This is a genomic window from Stenotrophomonas sp. SKA14 (assembly GCF_000158575.1).
GTDB classification, from domain to species: Bacteria; Pseudomonadota; Gammaproteobacteria; order Xanthomonadales; family Xanthomonadaceae; genus Stenotrophomonas; species Stenotrophomonas forensis.
The window spans coordinates 3,624,490-3,638,584 of sequence record NZ_DS999412.1; the positions used below are offsets into that span (position 1 = coordinate 3,624,490).

11 protein-coding genes and 3 pseudogenes are annotated in these 14,095 nt (G+C 65.9%); 11 read left to right on the forward strand and 3 right to left on the reverse strand.

The features are described from left to right. The first annotated feature begins 9 nt into the window (after positions 1–9). The 7 genes from SSKA14_RS16370 to SSKA14_RS16400 all read left to right on the forward strand — a co-directional run bounded on the left by SSKA14_RS16370 (position 10) and on the right by SSKA14_RS16400 (position 6,299). Positions 10–777, forward strand: coding sequence for a thioredoxin domain-containing protein (locus tag SSKA14_RS16370; protein WP_003090202.1), 768 nt, complete (start codon positions 10–12; stop codon positions 775–777). A 175-nt stretch (positions 778–952) separates the two neighbouring features. Further along, complete coding sequence (locus tag SSKA14_RS16375; RefSeq protein WP_003090203.1) at positions 953–1,447, forward strand: JAB domain-containing protein; 495 nt, start codon at positions 953–955, stop codon at positions 1,445–1,447. Positions 1,448–1,611: 164 nt separating this feature from the next. After that, complete coding sequence (locus tag SSKA14_RS16380; protein WP_003109772.1) at positions 1,612–2,058, forward strand: TIGR03757 family integrating conjugative element protein; 447 nt, start codon at positions 1,612–1,614, stop codon at positions 2,056–2,058. Beyond that, positions 2,055–3,005 (forward strand): TIGR03756 family integrating conjugative element protein, encoded by a 951-nt coding sequence (locus SSKA14_RS16385; RefSeq protein ID WP_003090208.1) that lies wholly within the window; start codon positions 2,055–2,057, stop codon positions 3,003–3,005. Before SSKA14_RS16380 ends, SSKA14_RS16385 begins: the two co-directional genes overlap by 4 nt. A gap of 9 nt (positions 3,006–3,014) precedes the next feature. Next, on the forward strand, positions 3,015–4,409 hold the full coding sequence (locus tag SSKA14_RS16390; protein WP_003109770.1) for an integrating conjugative element protein: 1,395 nt from the start codon (positions 3,015–3,017) through the stop codon (positions 4,407–4,409). Continuing rightward, positions 4,406–4,765 carry a hypothetical protein gene (locus SSKA14_RS16395; RefSeq protein WP_003090212.1) on the forward strand — a complete coding sequence of 120 codons (360 nt, stop codon included), beginning with the start codon at positions 4,406–4,408 and terminating at the stop codon, positions 4,763–4,765. Before SSKA14_RS16390 ends, SSKA14_RS16395 begins: the two co-directional genes overlap by 4 nt. A 13-nt stretch (positions 4,766–4,778) precedes the next feature. Continuing rightward, the gene (locus tag SSKA14_RS16400) at positions 4,779–6,299 is read left to right on the forward strand and encodes a conjugal transfer protein TraG N-terminal domain-containing protein (protein ID WP_003090214.1); all 1,521 of its coding nucleotides are present in this window, start codon (positions 4,779–4,781) and stop codon (positions 6,297–6,299) included. 11 nt (positions 6,300–6,310) lie between these two features. Here the strand turns inward: SSKA14_RS16400 and SSKA14_RS16405 are convergent, their stop codons facing one another. From SSKA14_RS16405 to SSKA14_RS16415, 3 genes are all read right to left on the reverse strand, one after another. Next, positions 6,311–6,676, reverse strand: coding sequence for a DUF3742 family protein (locus SSKA14_RS16405; protein ID WP_003090216.1), 366 nt, complete (start codon positions 6,674–6,676; stop codon positions 6,311–6,313). An 84-nt stretch (positions 6,677–6,760) separates the two neighbouring features. Beyond that, entirely contained in the window at positions 6,761–7,393 is a 633-nt protein-coding gene (locus tag SSKA14_RS16410) for an RES family NAD+ phosphorylase (RefSeq protein ID WP_003090219.1), read from the reverse strand. A 12-nt stretch (positions 7,394–7,405) separates the two neighbouring features. Beyond that, entirely contained in the window at positions 7,406–8,032 is a 627-nt protein-coding gene (locus SSKA14_RS16415) for a hypothetical protein (protein WP_003109769.1), read from the reverse strand. 315 nt (positions 8,033–8,347) lie between these two features. On the opposite strand from SSKA14_RS16415, the gene mobH reads away from it, so the two are divergent. The 4 genes and pseudogenes from mobH to SSKA14_RS16435 all read left to right on the forward strand — a co-directional run. Continuing rightward, a complete protein-coding gene (gene mobH / locus SSKA14_RS16420) occupies positions 8,348–10,195 on the forward strand; it encodes a MobH family relaxase (protein ID WP_003109768.1) in 1,848 nt (615 codons plus the stop codon). A 293-nt stretch (positions 10,196–10,488) separates the two neighbouring features. Then, positions 10,489–11,685: pseudogene (locus tag SSKA14_RS16425) on the forward strand (efflux RND transporter periplasmic adaptor subunit). 92 nt (positions 11,686–11,777) lie between these two features. Further along, positions 11,778–12,223 (forward strand): annotated as a pseudogene (locus SSKA14_RS16430) (efflux RND transporter permease subunit); the annotation flags it as partial. A 282-nt stretch (positions 12,224–12,505) separates the two neighbouring features. Further along, a pseudogene (locus tag SSKA14_RS16435) lies at positions 12,506–13,969 on the forward strand (chromosome partitioning protein ParB); the annotation flags it as partial. Positions 13,970–14,095 lie beyond the last annotated feature (126 nt).

Here is a 14,095-nt window from a genome sequence, read left to right on the forward strand (position 1 = left end):
GAGAACGCCATGGAACAGAAACGCCCATCCATTCCGATGCAGGTACAGGCGTTCCGCCGTCGGCGCTGGAGGCTCAGCTGGCCCTGGGTGTTGGCCGCCGTGCTGGTAGCGCTGCTGCTGATCTGGCTCGTGTCCCGCTATTCTGGCAAGTCCACTCCCCAGACTTCAACGCCGGTCAGCGTGACGCAGGTGGCCGGGCCTCCGTGGCAGATGGGAAATCCGGAAGGGCGTTTCACGCTGACGCTCTACGCGGACCTCGAATGCCCGTTCTGCCGATCCTATTTCCCAGTGCTCAAGCGTTGGGTGGCCGGCAACGCGGACGTGGCCTTGCAATGGCACCACCTCCCGTTGGCCGCGCATGAGCCGGCCGCGTCTGCCGAAGCGAGCCTGGCGGAGTGCGCCGGCGAATCTGGCGGCCATGCCGCCTTCTGGCAGGCTGTCGAGTGGGTCTATGCCCACACGCGCAGCGACGGCCAGGGCTTGCCCGAGGACCTGCGGTACCCCGACCTTACGCCAGCCATCGAGCAGTGTCTGGCGAGCGAACGGCCCGAGGCGCCGATCCGCACCCAGACGGCGGAAGCCACGAGCAGCGGCGTGACCGCCACGCCGTCGCTGCGGCTGCACGATCGCGAAACCGGCAAGGCGATCCTACTGCAGGGTCCGATCGAGGGCGATGCCTTGCTGTCGGCCATGGACATGCTCGCGGCCGGCGATCCCGCCGCCACACCTACTACATCGGAAATGCCTGCCGACGTCGTCGGCGACATGCCCAGGTAGCCCCGGTCTTCAAGGCTACGGCGCAGTCCACTGCGCTGACCGAAACCCGTTCGCCTCGCATCCTGGCCGCGAACGATCACCGCTGCCGCGGTGATGGATGCACCTTGTTCGTTCCCCAGGAGGGCTTGCCCTCCCAGGGCGCGCGCCCTCCGATCTCACCGTCTGGAGGTTCGCCATGTCTTTCGTCGTCAATGACTCCTGCCTGGAGTCGCTTTCCGCCATCGCTGCCCAACACGAGGACTGGATCATCCAGCAAGCCATTGCACTGCTGGAGAAGCGGGTTTTCAAAGCGGGTGCGAAACTCCTCGACCCCACGGCCGTGCGCGACTACCTGCGCGTGAAGCTGGTCGCCGAGCCCAATGAGATATTCGCCGCGGTGTTCCTGGACAGCATGCACCAGGTGCTGGCCTACGAGCCGTTGTTCAGGGGCACGATCAACTCGACTTCGGTCTATCCGCGTGTCGTCGTGCAGCGTGTGCTGGAGTTGAAGGCCGCCGCGGTGGTCTTCGCGCACCAGCACCCCTCGGGCATTTCCGAGCCGTCGAGCGCGGATCGCATGCTGACCCAGCAACTGCAGGCCGCGCTGGCGCTCATCGATGTGCGGGTACTGGACCACATCATCGTCGGCCAGGGTGCCCCGTTCTCCTTTGCGGAGTCCGGCCTGCTGTAAGGGTTGCACTGCTTCGTTGATCAGCGCGGAGGCTTCGGCCTCCGCTTTTTTCTTTGCGGCGACGCAAGCAGGTATGCGGGGTGGCCGCGATGCGCATTGTTTGTTGGGGCCGCCTGGGGTTCGGCGTTTGACTATGGCCCTGATCAACTTCCGGGGCACATGACATGCCAGCAGCTTTTACCCGGTTCGCACCAGGCTGGCGAACCCTTGGCCTGGCCGTGGCGCTGCCGACGTCTCTGGCGGTGTTCAGCCCGGCCACCTTCGCCGCCGACGTGGTGGTCGTCACCGACAGCCGCCACCCGGTCAAGACCATGGGCGGCGAGCGACTGATCGAGTTGGGCGAAACGCCCCGGATCGAGGCCGAGCTTTCCGCGAATCTTCCAGCCGACCCTGAGCGGGCAGCAGCCATCGTCCGGCAACGCCTGAAGCAAGGCGGCACCGATCTTCAGCGCCGCATCGGCACCGCCTACCAGGGCGTCACCGACGCATGGAGTTTGGGTGTCACGACCATCCCGGCCGTCGTGGTGGATCAACGCTTTGTGGTCTATGGCGAGCCGGACGTGGCCCGGGCCGTCGCGCGCATCGAGCAACACCGGAGGACGCAGCCGTGACCCATCGCCCATTCGACCTGCTGCGCCGCCTGCGCGTCGCCGTGGCCTCGCTGCTGCTGATCAGCGCCACGGGCAGCTACGCCTTGAACACCGCCACCATCGTGTCCTCCGTCATGTCGCCGGACTGCCTGGAGTACCGGGTGGTGGGCATCTGCTACTGGCTCTACTGCACCTGGACGGGCTGCACGGTGCGCACATCCACCAAGGTCCGGCACTACGTGCCCGATGCGGTCGTCTCCAGCTACAGCAACACCGGAGAGAACCCCTGGGTCGAGGTGCAGGCGATGAGCACGCCCAACCCATCCGCACAGGCAGGTGGGGATGGGACCACGAACGAAGACCACGAAAACAACCTCGCCAAATTCAAGAACAGCGATGTCATCGGCCATCCTGGCGGCGAGGTATTCAACCAGTTCGCATCGTCGTCGGGCTATTTCTGCCAAGGCGCGGGCACGGCCTTCATGCCGTATCTACTCAGCACCCTGGACACGCTGGCTTGGCGCTACAACGTGCCTGAAATGGCCTACCCGGAGGCGTTGATTCCGGGCATGCGCGAGGTCGGTGCGCGCACCACGATGAACCTCTGGGGCAATGTCTATCCGCGCGGCGGCTTCCTGCATCAGACCGATGACTACAAATCCGGGGCCGTCGTGGCCCAGCGCGCCGGTGATGTCGTCACGCGCCGCGGGCAGATCCACGTGTACCAGCCGCTGCTTGCCAACGCCCGCGACGGCTACTGGCCGGCCGGCGCGCTGATGGAGGGTGATGCCTCTACGGGCAAGTGGCAGGAGCTGACGCCGCGCCTGTCCAACACCTGCGTGGTGTTCCCGCACAGCGGCACGCTGACCCAGGCCCAACAAGGCGACTACGCCTGGGCGCTGTGGCGTCCCTATGCGTGCTGCGAACGCCGCGGGCAGGTGTTCCTGGGCAGCGTCGATTTCCTCTGAGGTGCCACGATGAAGCGTCCTGAATCGATGAACCTTTCCGCCAAGGCGTGCCGCCTGCTGCGCCCGAAGGCGCTGGCCGGCCCGCTCGCTCTGGTCTGCGGCCTGGCGTGGGCGCAGGTCGGATACCAGAACAGCGGCCCCGTCCTCGGCGATGACGTCATGTACTCGATCGGCGGTGGCAGTGCGGTGTCCATGGGCCGCGCGGCCGGCATGCGCTCCATCGGGGTCGGCGTGGGGTGGAACAGCAACCTGATCTGCGGCGACATGAGCATCCAGACCACGCTGCGCAATCAGCTCAACGGCATCACGAACGGCTTTCAGCAGATCATGAGCAACGTGATCCAGAGCGCGACCAGCGCGGTTGCATCGCTGCCGGCGCTGATCATTCAGCGCGCCGATCCGGGCCTGTACAACCTGCTGACCAACGGCGTGCTGCAGGCGCGGCTGGACTTCGACCGCTCCAAGCTGACGTGCCGCGCCATGGCGGAGAAGATGGCCGAGACTGCGGGTGGCCAGCTTGGCTGGAGCCAGATGGCCGAAGGCATGGCCTTGCGTGACGCGGTTGGCAGCAACGATGCCGTGTCGGCCGTCGAGCAGGCCGAGACGCGCCGCGGCAACGACGGCCTTCCCTGGGTGGGCGGCAGCAATGCCGGTGGCGCAGGCCAGTCCGCCATCCGCGTGGTCGGCGACGTCACCCGCGCGGGCTACAACCTGGTCAACGGGCGCGGCGTGACGGACACATCCTCCATCGCGTCCACCAGTTGCGCGAGCCTGTCCTGCCAGACCTGGACGTCGCCGCAGCAGGCGACCGAATGGGCCACCCGGGTCCTCGGGGAACAGGTGCAGCGCACGTGCGATTCCTGCACCAAGACCGAGACGGTGCCCGGCGTCGGGCTGACGCCGCTGATCCAGGAGGAGTACGAAGCCAAGCTGGAAGTCTTGCAGGAACTGGTTTCCGGCGTGCGCAACACCACCTTCGAGAACTTGCGCGAGGCCGGCAGCACGTCGCTGCCGATCACGCGCGGCGTCATCGAGGCGCTGCGCGACGAGCCGGACCAGGACCTGCTGGCGCGGCGCCTCGCGTCCGAGGTGGCGCTTTCGTCGGTGCTGGAGAAGGCACTGCTGCTCCAGCGCACGCTGCTCACCGGCAAGAAAGAGCCCAACGTGGCAGCCAACGAGTTGGCAGTCGAGGCCGTGAACCACGAGAGCGACACGCTCGACCGGGAGATCCGCAACCTCAAGACCGAACTTGAACTGCGGCGCGAGCTGGCGAACAACTCGCCGATGGCCATCATCCAGCGCCATGGCACGCGCGCGGCAGGCTCGCGCGGCATCTATGAGGGCGATCCGGTGCCCGACCGCCTCGACCAGTTGCAGAAGGGCAATCCGGGAGGCCGGCCATGAGCGCGGAGCGCATGGCCTGGCGCCCCTTGCGCTGGCTCATCAGCCGGCGTGCGGCGAAAGCACTGCTGTGGGCGGCCGTGATCGTCGCCGCTGCGGTGGGCGCCAACATCGCCGGCATCTATCTCGTTGGCAGCGTGGCCGGCTGGGAGCGGTGGCTCGCGGCCGCATCGGGCTACTTCTTCGTGTGGCGGTTGTTCCTGTACGGGGCGACGGCCTGCGGCTGGGTCTGGATGCGGCGGCGGCTGCTGGCGCGCGAGGACAGCACGCTGGCCCGACGCCGGCTGATTCGCGCTGAGGTCGCCGGCATTGTTGCCATCGTGGCGCTGGAAGCCAGCCTGTTGATGCAGGCCGCTTGAGGGGATCGAGGCCATGACGCTTTTCACGACCGACTACCTGGAGTACTACCTAACCCTCGTGTCCTGGATCGTCAACAACGGCATCTGGGCGGTCCTCGTATCCAGCGGGGTATTCGCGCTGCCTTTCGTCGCCATCATCGTGCAGGAGTGGTTGAAGGCCCGTGCGGAAGGCGCCGACGAGGGCAACAAAGGCGTGCTGAGCGCCGCCCGCATCGAGAACCGGGTCTTCGTCGCCATCGTGGTGGTGATGTTCGCCGGCATTCCGTTCATCGACGTGGACCTGAACACCATCCAGTACGACAGCTCGCGCTCGGCCCAGTGCCAGGTCAGCGTGGCGCAGCCCGGGGATACCGGCTGGTCGCAGTCCTTCAGCACCATCAACAACCAGTCGGCGAAGGTGCCGGTGTGGTGGGCGTTCATGCACGCGCTCTCGCGCGCCGTCACGGGCGCTTCGGTGGCAGCGATCCCGTGCGGCACGGACCTGCGGCAGATGCGCATGGAGATCGACGCTACGCGCATCGATGACCCGGTGCTGGCTCAGGAAGTAGCGGATTTCTCGCGGGATTGCTATGGGCCTGCACGGGCCAAATTGTTCATGCAGCGCCCTCAGCTCGATGAGCAGCAGATGCACGACGTGACCTGGATCGGATCGCGGTTCTTCACCGACACGAACGGCTACTACGACACATACCGTTCCAGCACCCCACGCGAGGACTGGCCCTATGACAGCACCCGCGACGCAGGGCTTGCGCAGGTGGCCAGCGGTGGCGGCTACCCGACCTGCCGCCAGTGGTGGAGCGATGGAAGTAACGGCCTGCGGGCACGCCTGCTGGGTCAGGTGGACCCGAGCCTGTTGAGTCGCCTGGCGGGCTGGGCCGGGTTCCTGAGCCGGGCCGAGGTGGACGACTCGGTGATCCGAGCCATCGCGTCACCGCGGCAGCAGAAGTTGAACCAGGGCAGCGTCTATACGGACTACGGAGGCCAGATCGACAAGACCTTGCCGAACATCGTGACACGGGCCACGGGAGACGTTGGGATGGCCGTCGGCGCGATTGCCGCGTTTCCCGCCATGGACGTCGTGAGACAGTCTCTACCCATGGTCCTCGCCTTGCTCAAGATGGCGCTGGTCATCTGCATCCCGCTCGTGCTGGTCGTGGGCACCTATGACCTGAAGACGGTCGTCACGGTCAGCGTCGTGCAATTCGCGCTGTTCTTCGTGGATTTCTGGTTCCAGCTCGCTCGCTGGATCGACAGCACTATCCTCGATGCGCTCTATGGCTGGGGCTTTGGCTGGAACCGGCCACACACGAACTTCGACCCGCTGGTGGGGCTGAACAATGCGTTCGGCGACATGCTCTTGATGTTCGTCGCGGGCACGATGTTCCTGGTGCTGCCAGGATTCTGGCTGGCAAGCCTGACCTGGGTTGGAATTCGGGCGGGACATGCCATTCAGGGGTTGTCGGACGGCAGCAAGAGCGCCGGCCAAGCCGGGGGCAAGGGGGCTGGGGCACTCACGGGAGGCAAGCTGAAGTAGCCCGGAGTCCGTCAGTCGTCGGTGTACAACTCGTGCGACGTATCGTTGTACAGATTGGGATCGTAGCCCGGTGTCTTGCGCAGTTCTGTGAGATCGGTGAAAGGCCACTCGTCCTCGTCAGAGGTATTGGCAGCAGCAGCCCACGCCGCCGCCACGACGCCCAACAACACGAGTGCGAACCAAAAAGCAACGTAGAGCAGCAATCCCACCACAGACAGCTTGACCACCCACACGAGCGCGGTGGCAACGGCCGCCGGCACCCCCTTGGACACCAACCAGTTCGACGCCCGACGTTCGCCGCGCGCGTAGGCGCGCCATCCGCGGCCAAAGGTGCGGCCGAGGCGTTCTGCGGTGCTGATGCGGGTCGTGGTGTTCATGGTCGTCTCCTGCTACAGAGGGATGCCTATTCCAGTTTGGTCCATTTCATTCTGTTTGGGGCTTCAATGTGCTCTCTTGCCGCTTCAGGACGCTTCGTCATCCGGTTCCACCGGCCCGGGATCAGGCTCCACGCCGACGCGATACGTGGCAACGAAGCGCGGCCAGTCCACATGGTCCACCAGGTCGATGTCATCGACAACGCCGACTCTTGCTGCCGCACGCTCGAACAGGGCGATGCTCTTGGCGGGATAGTTGTTGCGCGACGGATAGAGCACCCCGTCGAACAGCGGCTGGCCATCATCGCCGAGCATCGCATGCACCTGGGCGGACACCTGCTGCGTGTGCGTGTAGTCGCGGCTGGCCAACTGTTCCAGGTTCAGGCCGAAGTAACCCGCCATGACACCCTCGGCCGTGAGATCGGCCAAGCGCACGTCGTCCAGGACCCCCACGGCCCGCACGAGCCGGCTCTCGACTTCCTTCAGCGCAATCGAGCGCTTCTCGTCCGCCAGCCACTGGTGCTTGTGAAACACCGACTCCATCAGCGCCGTGGACAGGTCGCGGCCCAGGTAGAGCACGCCGTAGGTCCGCGCCGGGTCGTCGTAGCGATTGGTGCCGCTGCGGCCATAGTACAGCGGGCTGCCCCGATAGACGACGCGGCTCACATGCTGGAGCAGTTCACCCGCATCGATCAAGAACAAGGGCAGTTCGCGGCTCATGGCGGTCTTGCCTCAATGCACCTGGACGCCCAGCACGTTGAACACCGCTTCGGCCACGTCATCGATTGTGCCATGCGTCACCGCATCCACCGGCGAGCGTCCGCCCAAGCCTTCGAGCGGTTCGGATAGTGCGCGGTAGATCGTCCAGTGGTCGATGCCCTCGACCTCTTGAAGCACGGTTTGGGTCAACTGCTGCTTCACCGGGTCGAGCTGCCAGTCGGGCAGCTTCTGGCCGCGCGGCCCCACATTCAGCGCCAGCAGCCGGCGCGCGAGGATGTCCTTGTAGATCTGCTGGCGCGACTTGTCCGCCAGCTTGGCGTACTCGGGGATCGGCAGGTTGTGCGGCTGGTTGAAGGATTCCAGCAACACGGCGCGGCCTCGCTGGACGTCGGTTTCAGTCGGGGTCCAGCGCGTTTCGGTGCGCAGCGCGGCCGCCTTGCGCGCCAGGGCCTGCTCCACCGTTTCGCCTTCGAGGTTGGCTGGCAGTTTTACCGCCTCCACGCGCTCGTGAATGAACGCCTGCAACTCGGCCGCGAAAGCCGGCGCATCCCGGATTTCAACGGTATCCGCGAAACGGCGCACGTCCTCCACGGTGACGCGCGGCAGACGATCGGCAATGAATTCAATGGCGGTGGGCATGGTCATCTCCCAAGCAGGTTTGAGACAGGATTCACTCTAGTCGCCCTTGTCGCATTTGTCAACTTAGTCGCCTGAGCGAGAGCCTACCTGCCGGGGGTAGCGTCCCCGCAGCATAGGCAGGGGCCAGCGCCAGGTCTCCGTCCAATCCATTCGTGCGGGTTCCACATTGACGCTGGAGACGCAACCCAGGCCCGGCTATACCGAAACGGTTAAAGGCCAAAGGGCCGAAACGGCAAGGGAATGGGGTGCAAGGGGAAAGGCCCTACCTCGAAAAGGCGAAAAGGCCTCCCGGCCGGCCCCCCAGAGGACACCCGCATGCTCTCCCTGTTCCAGCGAAAACGGCCCCCGGTCGCTGCCCCGTCGCCAGCGCCCGCCACCGACCTCCCGAAAGGGTTGCTGCGGCCCGAATCGGCCGCATCGCTGCTGGCAACACCGCGCCGGCAGAAGCTGCTGGAACACATCTGGCAGCGCACGTCGCTGTCGCGGCGGCAGTTCGCCACCCTATACCGCACGCCGCTGGAGCACTACGCCGAGTTGGTCCAACAATTCCCCGCATCGGAAAGCCATCACCACGCTTACCCCGGCGGCATGCTGGATCACGGGTTGGAGATCGTCGCCTATGCGCTCAAGCTGCGGCAGTCCCATCTGCTGCCCATTGGCGGCAGTCCCGAAGACCAGGCGGCGCAGTCTGAAGCCTGGACTGCCGCAGTCGCTTATGCCGCGCTGCTGCACGACATCGGCAAGATCGCCGTCGATCTGCACGTCGAACTGTCCGACGGCTCGCTGTGGCACCCCTGGCACGGCCCGCTGCACCAGCCATACCGCTTCCGCTACCGCGACGATCGGGAATATCGGCTCCACAGCGCCGCGACAGGTTTACTCTACCGTCAACTGCTCGACCGTGATGCCCTGGACTGGCTCAGTGGCTATCCCGACCTGTGGGGACCGCTGCTCTACGTCCTGGCCGGCCAGTACGAGCGCGCCGGCGTGCTGGGCGAACTTGTCGTGCAGGCCGACCGGGCTTCGGTGGCCCAGGAACTGGGCGGCGATCCGGCCCGCGCCATGGCTGCACACAAGCATGCGCTGCAGCGCAAGTTGCTCGACGGGCTGCGCTACCTGCTCAAGGAACAGTTGAAGCTGAACCAGCCGGAAGCCTCCGATGGCTGGATCACCGAGGATGCCTTGTGGCTGGTAAGCAAGACGGTCTCGGACAAGCTGCGTGCGCACCTGCTGTCACTAGGCGTCGACGGCATCCCCGCGAGCAACACCGCCGTCTTCAACGTGCTGCAGGATCACGGCATGTTGCAACCGACGCCGGACGGCAAGGCGGTCTGGCGCGCGACCGTGACCAGCACGACTGGCTGGTCCCACTCATTCACCCTGCTGCGTCTCGCTCCCGCGCTGATTTGGGAGTCTGGAGAGCGGCCAGCGCCCTTCGCAGGGGCAGTGGCAATCGACGGGACACCGGCACCCAACAATGCCGATGCCTTGGTGCCCTCGCCGGCAATGACGGCAAAGCCAGCCACCGACGATCAAGAGTCCCTTCCATGGGAGGGCGTCGACGCCGCGACTCCGGTTCACTTGCCTGCCGCACAAGCCGCACCCGATGTCATGGAGGACCTGCTGGCGATGGTAGGAATCGGCGATTTGCTTGTTCCCCAACAGGATGCGGAAGCCGTCTCGGGCGACGCACCCGCCGCTGGCCCTCAAACGCCACCGCCAACCTCGATGGTGCCCGTGCCGTCATCAGCGCCGGTGCCCACGTCCTCGTCGGCGCAGCCATCGGGCGAGCACTTCATGGCGTGGCTGAAACAAGGTATCGCTACCCGCCGGCTGGTCATCAACGACGCGAAGGCGCTCGTGCATACGGTGGGCGACACGGCCTACCTGGTCAGCCCCGGGGTATTCCAACGCTACGCACAAGAACACCCCCAGGTCGGGACTCTCGCCAAGCAGGAGAACCAGCAGGATTGGCAATGGGTACAAAAGCGCTTCGAGCGCCTGCAACTGCATCGCAAAAAGCCCAGGGGCCTGAACATCTGGACGTGCGATGTCACAGGCCCCAGGAAGTCCCGCCGCCTGTATGGCTATCTATTGCACGATGTTCGGCTCCTGTTCGCAGAGCCACCACCGAACAATCCTTACTTGTCACTTCTCGCGTAACCGGCGGCTCAAGAGCCGTCCAAAAATGCGACGCGGCGGACCAATCCGCAACGGCGCGAATCAGAACGTCGATATCGCTTGACCTCAAGTTTTGAGGCTTTGTAATGCCGCCGAGGTCGGTTTGCGCGCGCGTTCTGCGACGAGACGAGAAGCCGACAACCAACGGGATTCGATCTCTGCCGCATCTGTCGCTCATGGTCTTGCGCTGCCAAGAAAGCAGCGTCAGGGGACAGCGTGCAGCGCGATCGCGCTCGCTTCATTCGCTTTACGACCTGACCACGGAACCTGTTCAGATGACGACTTCCAGCTCCGACCCTCGCGGCGTGCGCCTGCTTTGGATACTGATCTCCCTCAGCGCGATGGCGCTCGCAGGTTGTAAAGAGAACGCCGGAGCTGGCGCCGGAGGCCATCCACCGCCGCCGCAAGTCAGCGTCGCGCAGGTCGAGATCAAGCCCATCACGTAATGGGACGAATACAACGGACGCATCGAAGCCATCGAGAGCGTCGAGCTGCGCCCACGGGTGTCTGGCTACGTCGAGCGGGTCGCCTATCGCGAAGGAGACGAGGTCAAGAAGGGCGATGTGCTCTTCATGATCGATGCCCGAAGCTACCGCGCGGAACTGGCCCGGGCCCAGGCGCAATTGACCCGGGCGCGCAGCGAAGCCGGCCGCAGCAGAAGCGAGGCGCAACGTGCCAAGGTGCTGGTCGAGCAGCAGGCTGTCTCCACCGAGGCCTGGGAGCAGCGCCGCGCCGCTGACGAGTCCGCGCAGGCTGAGGTGCAGGCCGCGCAGGCTGCGGTGGAGACGGCGCAGTTGAACCTGGAGAGGACCCAAGTGCGCTCGCCCATCAACGGGCGCGCCAGCCGTGCCCGCTTTACCGCAGGCAACCTGGTGGCCGCCAGCGATGCAGCCAGTGTGCTAACCACCATCGTGTTCCAGGACAGGGTCTATACCTACTTTGAGGCCGATGAGAAGGCGTTCCTGCGCTACTCGCGCATGGCGCGCAAGGGAGAGCGCCCCAGCGAGCGAGGCGGCCAGCTGCCGGTCCAGATCGCCCTGGCGGACAAGGCGGACTTCTCTCACACCGGCACGGTGGACTTCCTCGACAACCAGGTGGACCGGGGCAGCGGCACGATCGCCGTGCGCGCGGTGCTGGACAACAAGGATCGCGTTTTCACGCCGGGCCTCTATACCCGCGTGCGACTGGTCGGCAGCGGCGAATTCTCGGCCGTGTTGATCGACGACAAGGCGGTGCTGACCGACCACGACCGTAACTACGTCTACATCGTAGACAAGGATGGACTGGCGCAGCGACGTGATGTGAAACTGGGTGGCAGTTCCCATTGGCTGCGCATCGTGCGAGGGGGGCTGGCGGCGGGCGACCGCGTGATCGTCAACGGCGCGCAGAAGGTGTTCTTGCCGGGCATGCCTGTGCAGGCCACGGCGGTGCCCATGGTGGCTGCTGCGGCGCCCGCGTCCGCCACCAAATGAAGCACCACGCCGGAGCGCGCCACCGATCGGACGTATCACACAACGAGCGGCGCGGCGCGCTTCCCCCTGGACTCCTTTCAAGGTATTAGCCCATGGACCTCTCCAAGTTCTTCATGGACAGGCCGATCTTCGCGGCTGTGCTGTCGATCGTCATCTTCGTCTCGGGCCTGCTCGCGATCCCGGCGCTGCCGATCAGCGAATATCCCAAGGTCGTGGTGCGCGCCGTGTATCCGGGCGCCAACCCCAAGGTGATTGCCGAGACCGTGGCGACACCCCTGGAGGAGCAGATCAACGGCGTCGAAGGCATGATGTACATCAAGTCTGTCGCCGGCTCCGACGGCGTGCTGGTGACCACGGTCACCTTCCGTTCTGGCATCAACGCCGATGACGCGACGGTGCGGGTACAAAACCGCGTCGCCCAGGCTCAGGCCCGGCTGCCCGCGATGTGGTGCGCCAGGGCATCACCGTCCAAAAGCAGTCCCCCGCCTTCCTGATGGTGGTGCACCTGACATCGCCCGATAAGCAGTACGACACGCTGTACCTTCGCAACTACGCCCGGCTGCACGTCAAGGACAGTTGCACATCGAGCCGCGCAAGACCGACAACGAGTAGTCCTGTCCCAAGCAGTCGGGCGTCCCGGCGTGCCGCCGTCGCGCTGTCGTGCTGCGCATTGAGCCTCGCTGCGCGAGTCTCGCCCCTGTCGGGCTTCCATCGCTGGCGCCTCCGGCCCGGCTCGCTGATCCGTGCCTGCGCGCTCCGCTTGCCGAAAACCGGCGTGCGTGGGTGGCGTGAGGGGGCGGTCTTGCTGTGTCCCTTCGCCGACGACCACGCCGCGCAGGAAGCCACATTCTATGGTGCGCCGGAATGGCAGCGCAGCCCGTCCAAGCTGCGCGAGCGCCTGACCGAGCGCGAAATCGACGCCGCGCACGCGCTGGTGCGCTTCGTCGGGCTGGACGCCTACCGGCAGGCAGGCGGCGGCATCCGCCGCGACCTGTTCGCGGAAGGCGATGCCGGAACCTACCTCACCGATACCGCAGTGCTGGAAACGCTCGTGCGCGACAAGCTGGCAACGCTGGCCGAGGACGTGCGCGCCGAGGGCTGGGCATGGGTGGAGGCCGTGCCGCATCTGGCCTACGAGGAACGGCAGGCGTTCCAGAACGCCCCGCGCCACCGCCGCGAGCCGACCACCCGCGAGGCCCGCCGCATCGCCTCGCTGGAAACCCGCCTCGAAAAGATCGACGCCGAACTGGAAGAAGCCTGCGACGCCGAGGACGAGGCCAAGGCCGAGAAGCTGGAACAGCGGCGCGATCAGGTGGTCGGAGAACTGCAAGACGCGGAGAATGCCTTGCAAGGCTACGCCCCCGAAGTGCGCGAGGTGGCCGGTGCCATCGTCACCATCGACCGCAACGGCGAGGCTGTTATTCATCGCGGCCTGCTGCGCGAAGCCGAGGCCAAGGCGCTGCGCACGCTGGAAAAGCTGCGGCGCGGCTTCGGCAGCACCGAAGGCGAAGCCGCCAACGAGGAGCACGAGGACGCCGACGACCCGCCCAAGGCCGCGAGCCTGTCCGACCAGCTGGCGCAGCGGTTGAGCGCCCACCGCACGGCGGCGCTGCAAATCGAAGTGGCCCGGCATCCGCACGTCGCGCTGGCCGCGCTGGTGCATGGCATGGTGCAGAAGGTTTTGCAGGACAGCTACCACGGCCACGACCTGCCGCTGGGCGTGAGCCTGAAAGTGCAAGACCGGCTGGAAGGCATGGCCCCGGACTGGCCGGAGTCGCCCGCCGCTGTGGCGCTGCGCGAACTGCAACAGGTAGCCGGGGAAGCCTTGCCGGAGGACAGCGCCGAACTGTTCGCCGCGCTGCTGGCGAAGTCGCAAGACGAACTGGTGCGGCTGCTGGCCGTGTGCGTGGCTTCCACGGTGGACGTGGTGACGCCCCGTGCCACGCCGCACCAGCCCGGCGCAGAACTGGCGCAGGCCGTGGGCCTCGACATGGCCGCATGGTGGAAGCCGACCGCAGAAGGCTACTTCAAGCACGTTTCCAAGGCCGTGATTCTGGATGCCGTGGGCGCGTTTGCACCGGAATTCGTCACCCGGCTGGCGAAGCTCAAGAAGGCCGACATTGCCAGCGAGGCCGAGCGGCTGGCCGATGGCACCGGCTGGATGCCCGCCATCTTCAAGGCCGAAGGCCCGCAGGAGGCCGCGCAGGAAGAAGGCCCGGAGCAGGACGCCCCGGAGGATACCGAGGCAATGGCGGATGAACCCGCCGAGGCACTGGCCGCTTGACCCGCGCCGAAGGCAAGCGCCCCGGCCTCGACCGGGGCGCTTCGCTTTGTGTGGTGGCGCATCGAGACGAAGGAATAATCGCGATCAGCACCGCGCCCAGGCCGTTCCGCCCTGGGCGCGGTGGAC

What these genes read in the sequence shown, in the direction of transcription:
- SSKA14_RS16370 (WP_003090202.1), top strand. Translation starts at nt 10, where the DNA reads ATGGAACAGAAACGCCCATCCATTCCGATGCAGGTACAGGCGTTCCGC.
- SSKA14_RS16375 (WP_003090203.1), top strand. Translation starts at nt 953, where the DNA reads ATGTCTTTCGTCGTCAATGACTCCTGCCTGGAGTCGCTTTCCGCCATC.
- SSKA14_RS16380 (WP_003109772.1), top strand. Translation starts at nt 1,612, where the DNA reads ATGCCAGCAGCTTTTACCCGGTTCGCACCAGGCTGGCGAACCCTTGGC.
- SSKA14_RS16390 (WP_003109770.1), top strand. Translation starts at nt 3,015, where the DNA reads ATGAAGCGTCCTGAATCGATGAACCTTTCCGCCAAGGCGTGCCGCCTG.
- SSKA14_RS16395 (WP_003090212.1), top strand. Translation starts at nt 4,406, where the DNA reads ATGAGCGCGGAGCGCATGGCCTGGCGCCCCTTGCGCTGGCTCATCAGC.
- SSKA14_RS16400 (WP_003090214.1), top strand. Translation starts at nt 4,779, where the DNA reads ATGACGCTTTTCACGACCGACTACCTGGAGTACTACCTAACCCTCGTG.
- SSKA14_RS16405 (WP_003090216.1), bottom strand. Translation starts at nt 6,676, where the DNA reads ATGAACACCACGACCCGCATCAGCACCGCAGAACGCCTCGGCCGCACC.
- SSKA14_RS16410 (WP_003090219.1), bottom strand. Translation starts at nt 7,393, where the DNA reads ATGAGCCGCGAACTGCCCTTGTTCTTGATCGATGCGGGTGAACTGCTC.
- SSKA14_RS16415 (WP_003109769.1), bottom strand. Translation starts at nt 8,032, where the DNA reads ATGCCCACCGCCATTGAATTCATTGCCGATCGTCTGCCGCGCGTCACC.
- mobH (WP_003109768.1), top strand. Translation starts at nt 8,348, where the DNA reads ATGCTCTCCCTGTTCCAGCGAAAACGGCCCCCGGTCGCTGCCCCGTCG.